This is a genomic window from Acinetobacter sp. 1566109 (genome assembly GCF_000582255.1).
In the GTDB taxonomy this organism is placed as follows: Bacteria; Pseudomonadota; Gammaproteobacteria; order Pseudomonadales; family Moraxellaceae; genus Acinetobacter; species Acinetobacter nosocomialis.
In genome coordinates, this window is record NZ_JEYB01000007.1 from 12384 (window position 1) to 25823 (window position 13440).

Genomic DNA, 13440 nt, shown 5'->3' on the forward strand with positions numbered 1-13440 from the left:
GAATAAGCAGCTATTTTTCTCATCCTATGTCATTAAGTCGATCCGTATGAAACAGCACTTTCCTTTAAAAGATATCCAGCAAGAAAAGCGCATTTATCGAGGTCGTATATTTTTTGCCGTAGGTCTTGTGATTATTTGTCTATTAGTATTAGCAAGCCGATACGCCTATCTACAAATTTTTCATTACGATGAGTTCTCGACCGCATCGGATAAAAACCGTATTCGCTTACAACCTCTGCCACCTGCTCGTGGTTACATTTATGACCGTAATGGGGTTTTACTAGCAGATAACTATCCTGTTTTTACCGCAACATTAAGTAAGGCAGATGTTGAAGATCCGGATGCGGTTATTGAACAATTACAACCCATTTTAGAGCTGACTCAAGAAGATGTAGACCGTTTTAAAAGCCGTATTAAAACGGCGCGTAAAACCGAACGCGTAGCAATTAAGCTGAACTTAACCGAGACAAATATTGCCAAGTTTAGTGAAGTTAAATACAAATTCCCTGGGGTTAGAATTGAAACCCAAATGACGCGCTATTATCCGCATGGTGAATTGTTTGCTCATGTGATTGGATATGTGGGCCGTATTAACGATAAAGAATTAAAAAGTATTGATAAAGATTTATACGCTGGAACAAACCTGATTGGTAAAATCGGCGTAGAGAAAAGTTACGAAGATTTACTTCATGGAACACCGGGTTATGAATCTGTAGAAGCAGATGCTCATAGTAATGTATTGCGTCATTTAGGACGTAAAGACCCAACTCGTGGTAATGACCTGTACTTATCATTAGATTATGGTTTACAAGTCGTAGCATCACAGCAACTTGCTGGACGCCGTGGTGCAATTGTTGCGATAGACCCACGTACAGGTGAAATTCTTGCGTTGGTCTCAAGTCCAAGCTTTAACCCAAACTTATTTGTGACGGGTATTAATCATAAAGATTATAGCTCGCTACGTGACAACATCGATCAACCTCTTTATAACCGTGCTGTTCAAGGGGCATACCCTCCTGGTTCGACCATTAAACCAATGGAAGCGATGGGCGGTTTACATTATGGTATTGTCGACTGGTCTACTGCTATTTCCGATCCGGGCTACTTCCATTTACCTGGAGACTCTCATAAATTCCGTGACTGGAAAAAAACTGGTCATGGCATCGTGAACATGCATAAAGCGATTATCATGTCTTGCGATACCTATTTTTATATTTTGGCAAATCAAATGGGCATCGACCAGATGAACCAATGGATGCGCCAATTTGGCTTTGGTCAAAAAACAGGTGTCGACTTACCAAGTGAAAGTGAAGGTTTATACCCAAGTCCAGAATGGAAAATGCGTACACGCAAAACTAAATGGATGAAAGGTGAAACAATTTCCGTCAGTATTGGTCAAGGTGCATTTACTGCAACTCCATTACAACTTGCAATGGCAACTGCTATTACAGCGAATCACGGCTCTCATGTAGTTCCACATGTTTTACGTGCATCGCATGGTGCAAAACCTTTTACAGTCCGTAATGCGCCTGATGGAAAAATTAATTTCAACGGTACAGACGAAGACTGGGTAAAAATGCGAGAAGCCATGATTGATGTAATTCAATCAGGTACTGGACGTGGTATCCGTACATCGCTCTATCAAATTGCCGGAAAAACAGGTACGGCACAGGTTAAGAGTATTGCGCAAGGTAAACGCTACAATGAAGCTGCGCTTAGTGAACGCCAACTTGACCATGGTCTTTTTGTTGGGTTTGCACCTGCCGATAAACCTGAAATCGCAATCGCAGTCATTTGGGAAAATGGTCGTCATGGTGGTTCCGCAGCTCAACTTGCTAAGCCAATATTTGATTACTGGTTATTAACCCGCAATAAAAATCCAATTCGTCCAGCCAACCATCAAGTTAATGGTGGCCTTATGACAGCCGGAATTAAACCGGGCGAGCTTCCAAGTGGCGGCGAAACAGCTAGCTCTACTCCAGTAGCTGCTACAACTACCGCAGCAGCAACATCTGCTCCACAAGCTGCTCCTGCTCGCCCTGCTACAAATGAGATCGATGAATAATGAAAAATCAGTTGCGCATTATTGGGGGCGAATGGAAAAGACGAGTTTTGCCATTTGCCAGTATTGAGGGTTTAAGACCAACCCCAGATCGTGTCCGTGAAACGTTATTTAATTGGCTCATGTGGGACATTCAAAATGCTCAGGTCCTCGATATTTGTACAGGTTCTGGTGCATTAGGCTTTGAAGCACTTTCGCGCGGTGCCGCATCTGTTTATATGATTGAACCAGATAAGACCCAAGCACGATTTTTAAAAGAGAATATTCAACTGCTAAAAGCGCAAAATTGTCATTTAGTTAATGCAACTGCTCAACAAGCATTACCGCGCTTAAAAGAACAATTTGATGTAGTTTTTTTAGATCCGCCTTATAGCCTCGATTTATGGCAAGAGCTCGCTCACTTGGCAGATTCACATATTAAAAAGAATGGATACATTTATGTTGAAGCTGACCGAGATTTATCTCAGCTTCAACTTCCTGCAACATGGCAACAAGTTAAAACCACTAAAGCTGGTACAGTCCACGCAGGTCTTTATCAGAAAATTTAATCATGTAGAATTTTTATAACGAATTACTTTAACTGATCTATTTATCTGAATTAGATTATTTTAATTTTGCATTTCAGAATAAATAGATCGTAAAAAATCGTATGAGTTGACCTCGGTCGTAAGGAAAACTCGAAATATATTCATAACCAATTTTTAGTCTTGGATTAACACTATAGTTAACTCCATACCCAACTGAAATGGATAAATCTTGAATATTAATATGATTCGTTAAACCAGTGATGCTTTTGCTGTGAAGTTGCCCCGTATCATAGGCTGTATAATTATAAATTACCCAACGTTCATTTGAATAAAATTCGTTTTTAAGCACATTATAGTTATTAATTTCATCATCATGCTCAATTGCCAACCGCCTTTGTTCCAAGTTTAAATCTGATTGATCTAACAACTGATCTGTATTTAATAAAGCAGAATCATCGCTTTCTGGTTGAAAAAAATCATAAGCCTGAACATATCCACTATAAAGCATAGTGATCACTGTAAAAACAGTATAAAAAATTTTCTCTACACACATTTTATTTTGCAAATTCAAAAAGGTAGCTTAAAGCTACCTTTTTTTGCAAGGTTTTAATTAACTTAAACCAATGACTGCCACAATTGCTGCGCAGGTACCCATAATTTTTTTGCCATAAGGTACATATCGTGTAAATATTGCGCCTAATGCAAGTCCAGCACAATAAATAAGTGCCATACCGGTAACCATACCAGTTACTAATGCAACAATATGCCCTGCATGTGCTAACTCAACTCCATGAGCTACTCCATGAAAACTTGCGAGTAAAGCAGCAGCCATAGGCCATATCCGATTTGATTTTGTCCATAATGCAATCGCTGTAACAATCAAAGAAGCAATAATCCCATATTCAGCGATACTCTCTGGTATTAGACCTTGGGCACCTACTAAAAAGCCTACAATCAAAGCAATACTTAGAGTAATGATACCGGCAATTTTCCATTGTTTAGCTGCTGACCATAACAAGATACCAAAACCTAAAGCCATCACTAAATGATCGAGACCAGTAAAAGGGTGAATAAAACCTGCTACAAATCCAGAATGCGTATGATCATGACCCGGGTGTGCCATGGCTAATGCCGGTAACATGCTAAGGAGCCCAATGCCCCATTTCTTAATGAAGTTCATAGTTACTCCTTAAGCTTTAAACAGCCCTTGCTTCTCAATAAATTGAATAATTTCTTCAAGCCCATCTTGTGTTTTCATGTTTGAAAATAAAAATGGTTTTTCACCGCGCATGCGTTTAGCATCTTGGTCCATCACATCAAGATTTGCACCAACCATAGGTGCGAGGTCAGTTTTATTAATAATCAGTAAATCTGATTTGGTAATACCTGGTCCACCTTTACGTGGAATTTTTTCACCACCTGCCACGTCAATAACATACAAGGTTAAATCAGAAAGTTCTGGGCTAAATGTTGCGGCCAAATTATCGCCACCGCTTTCAATAATAATGAGTTCTAAGCCATCAAATTTCTCACACAAATCATCAATCGCGGCCAAGTTAATTGAGGCATCTTCACGAATTGCTGTATGAGGGCAACCACCTGTTTCCACACCCACAATACGATCTGGTGACATCGCTTCATTACGGGTTAAAAAGTTTGAGTCTTCTTTGGTATAAATATCATTTGTCACTACAGCCATATTGTATTTATCACGTAAGGCACGGCATAAGTTAAGCGTAAGTGCTGTTTTACCTGAACCGACTGGTCCGCCAATTCCAACTCGTAATGGACTACGTTCTGTCATGATTTTTATCCTTTTATTTCCTAATTTTAAGATCTGAATAACCGTGAATATTGTGTTTCGTGTTTCATACTCAGCATGGCATAGCGAGGTAAAGCACTACTCAGTTGCTCATCTTTAAGTTTTAAAGCCTTCTCTACAGCGTGTGGTACTCGCCCATGCAAATGCCACAAAATTCTTTGTCCTGCCATTTGTCCCAATGGGACTGTTTTTACGGCTGCTAAAACCTGATTTTCTAAAACAGTAAAGGTATACGCCGTGAGTACATCAATATCTTTAAGCTCTAAACGCCCACAAAGCTGTGCATAGACAGGTACAAAACCAAACTGCTTTTTAACCTCAACTGGCTTTTTCAAAACATCTTTAATCCATGCATTTAAAGAAAATGCTAGTTGCTGAGATTCAGCAAGTAGCTCTTTACTTTCTCGGCTTGCCTTATAAAAATGTGCCCAAGTCAAGAACTCGTCTGAGTCATCATAATGATGCATAAGACGCTTAAGTACAGGTAACTCAAAGCGTACCAGCAACATTTCAAGCATTTCTTCAAAGTAATCAATGGCAGAGCTTTCATCGTGTATTAAGCCAATATCAATGGCTGTTTCTACACCTTGTGAATAACAATACGCTCCAACTGGCAATGCCGTCGAAGACAGTGTCAGCAGTTGAAGTAATTGTGCTGCGTTATGAATGGACATGGTGCAAAGCTTTGATTGGACTTAAACGATGATCATGGCTATGCTGTGCATAGGCACCGCTTTCAGGTTCAAATGGATGATCAGTTTCTGTTACTGTAAGCCCCAAACCTTCTACCATTTCAGCAAGTACATGATCAGGCTCAAAATATAAAGCTGTTGGTGTCAGCATTAATGGCACATGTCGGTTACCTAAATGATAGGCCGCTTTAAGCAAATCAAATTCGGATTGAGCCGTGACTTGCATTAACCGTTCAGGTTTTGCATCAACTCGCAATACATCGCCCTCTTGCGTTGCAATATATGAACCACTACGCAAAATGCCAGTACGAGGCAAATCCGCACCGATATCTACGCCACTTGCTAAAGCCGCTCGAAAACGTGATTTCTGACGGGTATCAAACGTTAGCTCAACCGTTTCAAATGTCTGATTAGGAGAAATATCTTCAAGACGTTGGGTGTAAATTTTCATTTAGCTTTTCTCTCCTTACTTATTTCTTTCACATATAAGGTAGTGAGGCAAATCACCTCTATAAATTCATTAAAACAAGAAATAACGCTGTGCCATTGGTAACACGTCAGCAGGCTCACATGTTAGTAATTCACCATCTGCTCGTACCTCGTAAGTTTCGGGATGCACATGCATAACTGGACAATATGTATTGTGTTTCATATCGGCTTTGGTAATTGAACGCGTATTTTTACATGCGCTAATTAACTTTCTCAGATTTAGTTTCTCAGCAACTTTTTCATCAATTGCTGCTTGAGATAAAAAGGTAATACAAGTGTTATGCACACCACGCGGATAAGCCCCAAACATTGGACGGTAATGCACAGGTTGAGGGGTTGGAATGGAAGCATTAATGTCACCCATCGGTGCAGCTGCAATCATGCCACCTTTAATAATCATGGAAGGTTTCACGCCAAAAAACGCAGGCTTCCATAACACTAAATCAGCAAGTTTTCCGACTTCAACCGAACCGATTTCATGGCTTAAACCATGGGTAATTGCTGGGTTAATTGTATATTTGGCAATGTAGCGTTTAACCCGATTATTATCATGAAGCTCATTGTCACCCTCTAATGGGCCACGTTGTACTTTCATTTTGTGGGCAGTTTGCCAAGTACGTAAAATGACTTCACCCACGCGCCCCATCGCCTGCGAGTCTGATGACATCATGGCAATTGCACCTAAGTCTTGCAGAATATCTTCGGCAGCAATGGTTTCACGTCGAATACGACTTTCCGCAAAAGCAATATCTTCAGCAATTGCTGGGTCTAAATGGTGGCATACCATCAGCATATCTAAATGCTCGTCAATGGTATTAATGGTATAAGGTCGTGTTGGGTTGGTCGAAGACGGCAAGACATTACTTTGCCCAATTGCTTTTAAAATATCGGGAGCATGTCCACCACCTGCACCTTCAGTATGGTACGTATGAATGGTACGATCTTTAAAAGCTGCTAGGGTTTCCTCTAAAAAACCACCTTCATTTAAAGTATCCGTGTGAATTGCGACCTGAACATCAAACTCGTCTGCCACACTCAAGCAGTTATCAATTGCTGCTGGTGTTGAGCCCCAGTCTTCATGCAGTTTTAACCCAATTACGCCAGCCTTAATTTGCTCACGAATTGGATCTGGCAAACTCAGATTACCTTTGCCTAGTAGGCCAATATTCATAGGCAAATCATCAATCGCCTGCAACATGGTCGCAATATGCCAAGGGCCTGGAGTTACTGTGGTTGCCGAAGTTCCGGCTGCTGGTCCTGTCCCCCCACCTACCATTGTTGTTGTACCCGCCATAAGAGCGGTTTCAACCTGCTGCGGGCAGATCCAGTGAATGTGAGTATCAATACCACCAGCTGTTAAAATTTGTCCTTCACCTGCAATTACTTCTGTCGCTGCACCTAAAGGGATGGTAATGTCGGGTTGAATATCGGGGTTACCGGCTTTTCCTATTTTCCAGATTCGCCCATTTTTTAAACCTACATCGGCTTTAACAATTCCCCACCAATCCACAATTAAAGCATTGGTAATGACTGTGTCAGCAACTTCATCGGCTAAAAGTTGCGATTGCCCCATCCCGTCACGAATGACTTTACCACCGCCAAATTTAACTTCTTCACCATATGTCGTTAAATCTTGTTCAACCTCAATAAAAAGCTCTGTATCAGCTAGGCGAATACGATCTCCAACTGTTGGACCAAACATTTCAGCATATGCACGACGTGACATTTTCATAATTTTTTACTCATATCTTTCATTATGGTTGTTATGTTTAATCCAACTTGCCCATGACTCGGCCTGCAAAACCATATACTTCTCGCTTACCAGCTAAAGCAACAAGCTCCACTTCTCGACTTTGTCCCGGTTCAAAACGTATCGCAGTACCCGCCGCAATATTTAAGCGAAAACCCTTTGCTATCTCACGATCAAACTCTAAGGCATCGTTTGCTTCATAAAAATGAAAATGTGAACCCACCTGAATAGGCCTGTCGCCAAGATTAGCCACTACAACTTTTAAAGTTTCTCGTCCGACATTCAGTTCAATATCAGTGTCTGGAGTAATAACCTCACCGGGGATCATAAGCGTTCCTTTTATACTATTGGCTGATGAACAGTGACTAATTTCGAACCGTCAGGAAAAGTTGCTTCGACCTGAACCTCAGCAATCATTTCCGCTACGCCATCCATAACATCTTCACGCTTTAATAAAGTCGTGCCAAAGTGCATAAGTTCACTCACCGTCATTCCATCTCGAGCACCTTCAAGTAAGGCTGCCGAAATAAACGCAACAGCTTCTGGATAATTCAGCTTTAAACCTCGTGCTTTACGACGCTCAGCCACCAAACCTGCGGTAAAAATGAGTAACTTATCTTTTTCTGTTGGATTGAGTTCCATATCTCTTTCCTAATAGCATCTAGTTTTCTTTAAGCAAAATGCGTGCTCAAAAGCAGCATACTTGTTTTAATCGTTTTTAAAATACGCAATTTAACGTAAATTAAGTTTTCCAAATTCTTGGGAATTCCTCATCTAAATCAAACCAATACCGTCTTAATCTTGCTCTTATAGCCGCGAAAGCATCATGGCAAACTCGCACATCATTTCCTAAAAACCGCGCACACAGCACATCTTCTAGTAACGTCAAAGTCACAGGCACATCCATACGCATAATGAGTTCACGAATGAGTTCAATATGTTGCTCTAAATAAAATGAAGAACGGAATTTTGCTGGCGGTACAGCCCAAAAACTTGCCATTACAGCCAGATTATTCATTCCTAAACATGAGCTTAACCAGCGATCTCCCCCCTCAAAATATAAAGTATCGGCAACTAGTAATTTATTCTCACGCCATAACTTAAATTGATTGTGATAACTTCCATGAACAAAATTCTCAGCTCGAGCCTGTCGGCCCAAAACCAGCATATCCCATCCAATAAAACTTGCTGTTTGTTCAAGGTGAATATGTGTTTCCGAATGTGCTACAGCACCATCAAATAACATCGTTTCTTGTGGCATCCACTCTAAAATAGAGTCATTTTTTACAGTCAGATAAATATGCTGAAAAGCCTGTTTACCATTGGTTCTATACCATTTCCCAGCTCCAGGTGTGGTAATAACTGCATGTGCCTGCTCTGCTGTTTCAATTTGGAAAGTAAGATGATCTCCTCCTGCAATTCCTGCTGGTGGATGAACAATAATAGCGTGGCAAACTCCAGTTTTTTCGGGCCAGAGCATTTTTTGCACCCGAACAGGGCCATGATGTTTTCTATGACTCATTATGGTGCGATAATTTTTAAAACTAAAACCAAGCTCTAATTGTGCATACCAAAATGGTGCTAAAGAAGTTTGAGAAAATTGCTGAATCCGATTCATTTTGGCTCATTTTTAATAATGGCTTTTTTAATAAGCAAAATATGCACCAAATACAAAAAGAGGTCATTACAAACTTAGAAACAATTTTTTTATTTTAATGAGTTAAAAAATAGTCAATGTCTAACATAAAACCACAGTAAAGCATGGAATTATTTATACAATAGCGCCCATCCTCGCTCTTATAAATTTTTTCCATGAAAATCTTTTTCGTGTTAGTACCTTTTGTATTTTTAACTGGGTGTATTTTTGGCCAATCTAGTGAGCTCAAACGTGCAGAAAAACTATTAAATAATTTTCAATGTAAAAATGTTGAAACCAGTGAAATGCCTACAAGCTCTATCAATTCTTATTACCAACAAACTTTAGCTGTGAGTAAAGATAAAGCGACCTCTTATGTAGAAAGTTATAAAGAGGGTGAAGAATTATTCGCTATGCCTTTAGATGAAGTGGTAAAGAAGCAATATGAACTTTATAAAGCAGCATGCGACTCTCTAGGTGGAGTTTCTGCACAGCCATAATTAAAAACAGGTATCCATTAAATCACCCGAATGGATACCTCTACCCCACCAACTTAATTTTAAAAATTACTATTAAAAGGTTCCTAATAAGCATTCACTTTACCTTTTGATAAAATTAAGCAACATAGTAACGCTTTTATTTTATTTTCTTTTTTTCTAGGCTTTAAATACTTTTTATTTTTTATTTTGAGGTTTTGGTCATTATGAAAAAATCATTATTAGCAATTGCACTTATGAGCACTCTTCTTGTCGCATGTAATAAACACGAAAATAAAACAGAGACAACTTCTGATGCATCTACCCCTGTACAAACTACTGAAGCAAGTAATGCTGTTGCCGTAGATACTGAACATACAGCAGAGAACTCTCTCGACTGGAATGGTAAATACAAAGGAACACTTCCTTGCGCAGACTGTGAAGGCATCAAAACTGAATTAAAATTAAAAGATGATAAAACTTATGAGTTGACTGAAACTTATTTAGGTAAAGGTGATACAAACCCATTTGAAACACACGGTAAGTTTGCTTTCGATAAAGACAACACTTCTGTTATTACCTTAGATGATAAAGCTCAAAACCGTAAATTCTTTATTGGTGAGAATACTGCTACTGCATTAGACATGGAAGGTAAAAAAGTTGAAGGTTCTTTGGCTGAACATTATGTGTTGAAAAAAGAAGACTAATAAATTTTTCAATATAAATAAAAAAACCGCTCATTTGAGCGGTTTTTTATGAAGTCAATTCTTAGTGAGCTGAGAATTGGTTCATTGTGTTTTTAGAGTCATCACCAGCTTTAAGTGCATTTTCACCAGCGAAGATTTCTTTGTGATCATCACCGATGTCTGAACCAGCCATTGCTTGGTGTTTCACACATGCGATACCGCCACGGATTTCTTTACGTTGTACGCCAGCAACATAAGCTAACATACCTTGATCACCGAAGTAACCTTGTGCCAATTCGTGAGTAGAAAGAGCAGCAGTGTGGTATGTAGGAAGTGTGATCAAGTGATGGAACACACCAGCTTCACGCGCAGCGTCTGCTTGGAAAGTACGGATTTTTTCATCAGCATCAGCAGCTAATTCAGTGTTGTCGTACTCAGCGCTCATTAATTTAGCACGGTCGTAAGCAGACACATCTTTACCTTCAGCAACCCAACGGTCATACGCTTGTTGACGGAAGTTTAAAGTCCAGTTGAATGATGGGCTGTTGTTGTAAACAAGCTTCGCATTTGGAACTACTTCTTTAACACGGTTAACCATGTGAGCAATTTCTTTTACGTTTGGAGTCGGAGTTTCGATCCAAAGTAAGTCAGCACCATTTTGAAGGCTAGTGATACAGTCAAGTACAACACGGTCAATCTGAGTGCCTTCACGGAATTGATATAAACCAGAAGCTAAACGAGTTGGGCGGTGTAACTTGCCATCACGTTTAATTAAGATTTCATCATCAGTTGCTTCAGAGATATCAATTTCTTGAGTGTCTAAGTAGCTAATATATTTAGATGCGATATCACCTGGTTCTTTAACTACTGGGATGCTTTGAGTAAGGTCAGCACCTTCAGAGTCAGTACGAGCAACAATAACGCCTTCTTCTACACCTAATTCTAAGAATGCATAACGAAGAGCATGGATCTTAGCGATGAAGTCAGCATGTGGAACAGTTACTTTACCAGCTTGGTGACCACATTGTTTTGCATCAGATACTTGGTTTTCGATTTGAAGCGCACAAGCACCAGCTTCAATCATTTTCTTAGCAAGTAAATAAGTTGCTTCTTCATTACCGAAACCAGCATCGATGTCCGCAATAATTGGCACAACGTGAGTTTCGAAGTTGTCGATTTGAGCTGTGATTTCAGCTACTTTCGCAGAGTCACCCGCTTCTTTTGCTTTGTTTAAAGCACGGAACAAGTCATTTAATTCTTTTGCATCAGCTTGACGTAAGAAAGTGTAGATTTCTTCGATTAAAGCAGGTACTGAAGTTTTTTCGTGCATAGATTGGTCAGGAAGTGGACCGAATTCTGAACGAAGTGCAGCAACCATCCAACCAGAAAGGTAGATATAACGTTTGCTAGTAGTACCGAAGTATTTTTTGTTAGCAATCATTTTTTGTTGAGCGATGAAACCATGCCAGCAACCTAATGATTGAGTATATTTGCTTGAATCAGCATCGTATTCAGCCATATCACGACGCATAATCGCAGCTGTATACTTAGCAATATCTAAACCTGTTTTGAAACGGTTTTGAAGTTGCATACGAGCAGCATCTTCTGGGCTAATGTCTGCCCAAGTGTTGCCGAATTTTGATTTTAATTCACGTACTGCATCAATCGCTGTTTGATATGTAGTCATGATATTGTCCTGTATTCATTTTAGGATTTCATCGATCGAAGCCTAGAGTCATGTTACTTAAATTTCTTATGACACCAGCTGCTTCTTCATGTACACAGCTTAGACTTAGCCAATCAATTAATCCAATATCCTTCGTTAATCTTCAGTATTTATTTAAAAAATATACCAATAAATCGATATTATAAGCAAAACTAAAAAACATAACACCTTGTTTATAAAAACAAAATAATCCTAAAGGAGTATAGTATTTTGATCAAAAAACTCTCCAAGTTTTATTTTTATACAGTTTTCAAGATTTTTCCATTCATTTTTAGTGTTAAAAGTCAATTGTAAATTAGGCGACTTTTGCCAATGAAAAAAGTCAATCAACATGCTAGAACAATACTAAATATTAATTAAAAATATTTCTTCCATAACTACAAATATAAAAACATATCAAAGATAACAAAATCGAGCATTTGAGGTGCTTTTCAGGCATACTTAATTTCAACAAAAAATGTCGTTTTTCTCATCATTTTTTCACACAATGTTCTTTAAATATGGCATAATTTGAAACAATTTTAGGGTTTTATTTTCGGTATTTTTTTTATGAATTTGGAGCGGGTAGATCTTAATCTATTAATATATCTTGATGTTCTTCTTCGTGAAAAAAATGTTACTCGCGCAGCCGAACAACTTGGTGTTACTCAACCTGCCATGAGTAATATTTTACGCCGTTTGCGTAATTTATTTAATGACCCTCTCCTGATCCGTTCATCTGAAGGGATGACGCCGACAGAACGTGCGCTTGAATTACAACCACGTATTCGCGATGCCCTTTCTGATCTTTCCATGATTTTGGAACCGCGTACCGAATTTCGCCCTTATACCAGTAATCGCGTTTTCCGTATTATGACTTCTGACTATGCAGAAGCAACCCTAGTTCCTCGTCTTGTTAAAGCTCTACGCTCTGAAGCACCCAACGTTGTACTCGATTTTCTCACTCCAAGTGACGTGTCATATAGAGACATGGAGCAAGGTAAAGTTGATCTAGCAATTAATCGCTTCAATGAAATTCCACAAAGCTTCCACCAAGTTTTAGTTTGGCGTGATAGCTTTAGCTGTATTTTAAATGACAAACACCCTGCTGTTACTCATTTAAACTTAAAAAGCTATTTAGATGCTCAACATATTTGGGTATCTAAAACTGGTATGGGTGTAGGTTTTGGGGTAAACCCTGACAAACAAGGTGGCCTAGGCTGGATTGATCAGGCATTAGAACGTATTGGTCAACGTCGTAAAATTTCTGTGTTTACGCGCCACTATCAAATGCCAGCATTACTTGCTCAAAATGTTGATTTGATTGCAACGCTTCCAACTCGAATGGCTCGTTTGCAAGCACAAAATCCAAAATTAGTCATTAAGGATCCACCGTTTTATATTCCTGAGTTCGAACTCAAGATGGCATGGTGTCCATTATTACATCATCATCCAGCTCATCGCTGGTTACGCCAACTTATCTTATTCGTTGCTCGCCAAATGATCGAAGAGGAAAATCGTGAATTCCTAACCAATAATTCACAATTTTCCCACTATTAAATAAATTTTAATTTAATTGTCTCTTTCAAACATTA

At 39.2% G+C, this 13440-nt stretch carries 15 protein-coding genes; 5 read left to right on the plus strand and 10 right to left on the minus strand.

Annotated features, from left to right (window positions below; all coding sequences use genetic code 11):
• The first annotated feature begins 46 nt into the window (after positions 1-46).
• Positions 47-2065 (plus strand): penicillin-binding protein 2, encoded by a 2019-nt coding sequence (gene mrdA / locus J582_RS08980; RefSeq protein WP_032047776.1) that lies wholly within the window; start codon positions 47-49, stop codon positions 2063-2065.
• Positions 2065-2610: a 16S rRNA (guanine(966)-N(2))-methyltransferase RsmD gene (gene rsmD / locus J582_RS08985; protein WP_016804902.1), complete on the plus strand. Its 546-nt coding sequence runs from the start codon at positions 2065-2067 to the stop codon at positions 2608-2610. Before mrdA ends, rsmD begins: the two co-directional genes overlap by 1 nt.
• Before the next feature lie 73 nt (positions 2611-2683).
• Here rsmD and J582_RS0104490 read toward each other — a convergent pair whose 3' ends face one another.
• The 9 genes from J582_RS0104490 to J582_RS09025 all read right to left on the minus strand — a co-directional run bounded on the left by J582_RS0104490 (position 2684) and on the right by J582_RS09025 (position 8960).
• Entirely contained in the window at positions 2684-3142 is a 459-nt protein-coding gene (locus tag J582_RS0104490) for a hypothetical protein (RefSeq protein ID WP_031997155.1), read from the minus strand.
• 57 nt (positions 3143-3199) lie between these two features.
• A complete protein-coding gene (locus J582_RS08990) occupies positions 3200-3769 on the minus strand; it encodes a HupE/UreJ family protein (RefSeq protein WP_031997158.1) in 570 nt (189 codons plus the stop codon).
• 9 nt (positions 3770-3778) lie between these two features.
• Positions 3779-4393 carry an urease accessory protein UreG gene (gene ureG, locus J582_RS08995; RefSeq protein ID WP_000140200.1) on the minus strand — a complete coding sequence of 205 codons (615 nt, stop codon included), beginning with the start codon at positions 4391-4393 and terminating at the stop codon, positions 3779-3781.
• A 26-nt stretch (positions 4394-4419) separates the two neighbouring features.
• Entirely contained in the window at positions 4420-5085 is a 666-nt protein-coding gene (locus tag J582_RS09000) for an urease accessory protein UreF (protein WP_031997161.1), read from the minus strand.
• Positions 5072-5554 (minus strand): urease accessory protein UreE, encoded by a 483-nt coding sequence (gene ureE / locus J582_RS09005; protein ID WP_031997163.1) that lies wholly within the window; start codon positions 5552-5554, stop codon positions 5072-5074. Before ureE ends, J582_RS09000 begins: the two co-directional genes overlap by 14 nt.
• Positions 5555-5623: 69 nt before the next feature.
• Positions 5624-7324 carry an urease subunit alpha gene (ureC, locus tag J582_RS09010; RefSeq protein ID WP_032047777.1) on the minus strand — a complete coding sequence of 567 codons (1701 nt, stop codon included), beginning with the start codon at positions 7322-7324 and terminating at the stop codon, positions 5624-5626.
• Positions 7325-7361: 37 nt separating this feature from the next.
• Positions 7362-7670, minus strand: coding sequence for an urease subunit beta (locus J582_RS09015; RefSeq protein WP_031997167.1), 309 nt, complete (start codon positions 7668-7670; stop codon positions 7362-7364).
• A gap of 11 nt (positions 7671-7681) precedes the next feature.
• Positions 7682-7984 carry an urease subunit gamma gene (gene ureA, locus J582_RS09020; protein WP_002054385.1) on the minus strand — a complete coding sequence of 101 codons (303 nt, stop codon included), beginning with the start codon at positions 7982-7984 and terminating at the stop codon, positions 7682-7684.
• Between the two features lie 100 nt (positions 7985-8084).
• Positions 8085-8960: an urease accessory protein UreD gene (locus J582_RS09025; RefSeq protein ID WP_031997169.1), complete on the minus strand. Its 876-nt coding sequence runs from the start codon at positions 8958-8960 to the stop codon at positions 8085-8087.
• 194 nt (positions 8961-9154) lie between these two features.
• On the opposite strand from J582_RS09025, the gene J582_RS09030 reads away from it, so the two are divergent.
• Positions 9155-9478 (plus strand): hypothetical protein, encoded by a 324-nt coding sequence (locus tag J582_RS09030; RefSeq protein WP_004710055.1) that lies wholly within the window; start codon positions 9155-9157, stop codon positions 9476-9478.
• Positions 9479-9681: 203 nt separating this feature from the next.
• Positions 9682-10161 (plus strand): copper resistance protein NlpE, encoded by a 480-nt coding sequence (locus J582_RS09035; RefSeq protein WP_022575036.1) that lies wholly within the window; start codon positions 9682-9684, stop codon positions 10159-10161.
• Between the two features lie 61 nt (positions 10162-10222).
• Here J582_RS09035 and J582_RS09040 read toward each other — a convergent pair whose 3' ends face one another.
• Positions 10223-11827 carry an isocitrate lyase gene (locus tag J582_RS09040; RefSeq protein ID WP_002054455.1) on the minus strand — a complete coding sequence of 535 codons (1605 nt, stop codon included), beginning with the start codon at positions 11825-11827 and terminating at the stop codon, positions 10223-10225.
• 588 nt (positions 11828-12415) lie between these two features.
• On the opposite strand from J582_RS09040, the gene J582_RS09045 reads away from it, so the two are divergent.
• Positions 12416-13405, plus strand: coding sequence for a LysR family transcriptional regulator (locus J582_RS09045; protein ID WP_001047619.1), 990 nt, complete (start codon positions 12416-12418; stop codon positions 13403-13405).
• The last annotated feature ends 35 nt before the right edge of the window (positions 13406-13440 follow it).

Excerpts from the sequence above, each read along its gene's own strand:
- mrdA (WP_032047776.1), top strand. The coding sequence starts at position 47 with ATGAAACAGCACTTTCCTTTAAAAGATATCCAGCAAGAAAAGCGCATT.
- J582_RS09045 (WP_001047619.1), top strand. The coding sequence starts at position 12,416 with ATGAATTTGGAGCGGGTAGATCTTAATCTATTAATATATCTTGATGTT.
- ureA (WP_002054385.1), bottom strand. The coding sequence starts at position 7,984 with ATGGAACTCAATCCAACAGAAAAAGATAAGTTACTCATTTTTACCGCA.
- J582_RS09015 (WP_031997167.1), bottom strand. The coding sequence starts at position 7,670 with ATGATCCCCGGTGAGGTTATTACTCCAGACACTGATATTGAACTGAAT.
- J582_RS09035 (WP_022575036.1), top strand. The coding sequence starts at position 9,682 with ATGAAAAAATCATTATTAGCAATTGCACTTATGAGCACTCTTCTTGTC.
- J582_RS0104490 (WP_031997155.1), bottom strand. The coding sequence starts at position 3,142 with ATGTGTGTAGAGAAAATTTTTTATACTGTTTTTACAGTGATCACTATG.
- rsmD (WP_016804902.1), top strand. The coding sequence starts at position 2,065 with ATGAAAAATCAGTTGCGCATTATTGGGGGCGAATGGAAAAGACGAGTT.
- J582_RS09030 (WP_004710055.1), top strand. The coding sequence starts at position 9,155 with ATGAAAATCTTTTTCGTGTTAGTACCTTTTGTATTTTTAACTGGGTGT.
- ureE (WP_031997163.1), bottom strand. The coding sequence starts at position 5,554 with ATGAAAATTTACACCCAACGTCTTGAAGATATTTCTCCTAATCAGACA.
- J582_RS08990 (WP_031997158.1), bottom strand. The coding sequence starts at position 3,769 with ATGAACTTCATTAAGAAATGGGGCATTGGGCTCCTTAGCATGTTACCG.
- J582_RS09025 (WP_031997169.1), bottom strand. The coding sequence starts at position 8,960 with ATGAATCGGATTCAGCAATTTTCTCAAACTTCTTTAGCACCATTTTGG.
- J582_RS09000 (WP_031997161.1), bottom strand. The coding sequence starts at position 5,085 with ATGTCCATTCATAACGCAGCACAATTACTTCAACTGCTGACACTGTCT.
- ureC (WP_032047777.1), bottom strand. The coding sequence starts at position 7,324 with ATGAAAATGTCACGTCGTGCATATGCTGAAATGTTTGGTCCAACAGTT.
- J582_RS09040 (WP_002054455.1), bottom strand. The coding sequence starts at position 11,827 with ATGACTACATATCAAACAGCGATTGATGCAGTACGTGAATTAAAATCA.
- ureG (WP_000140200.1), bottom strand. The coding sequence starts at position 4,393 with ATGACAGAACGTAGTCCATTACGAGTTGGAATTGGCGGACCAGTCGGT.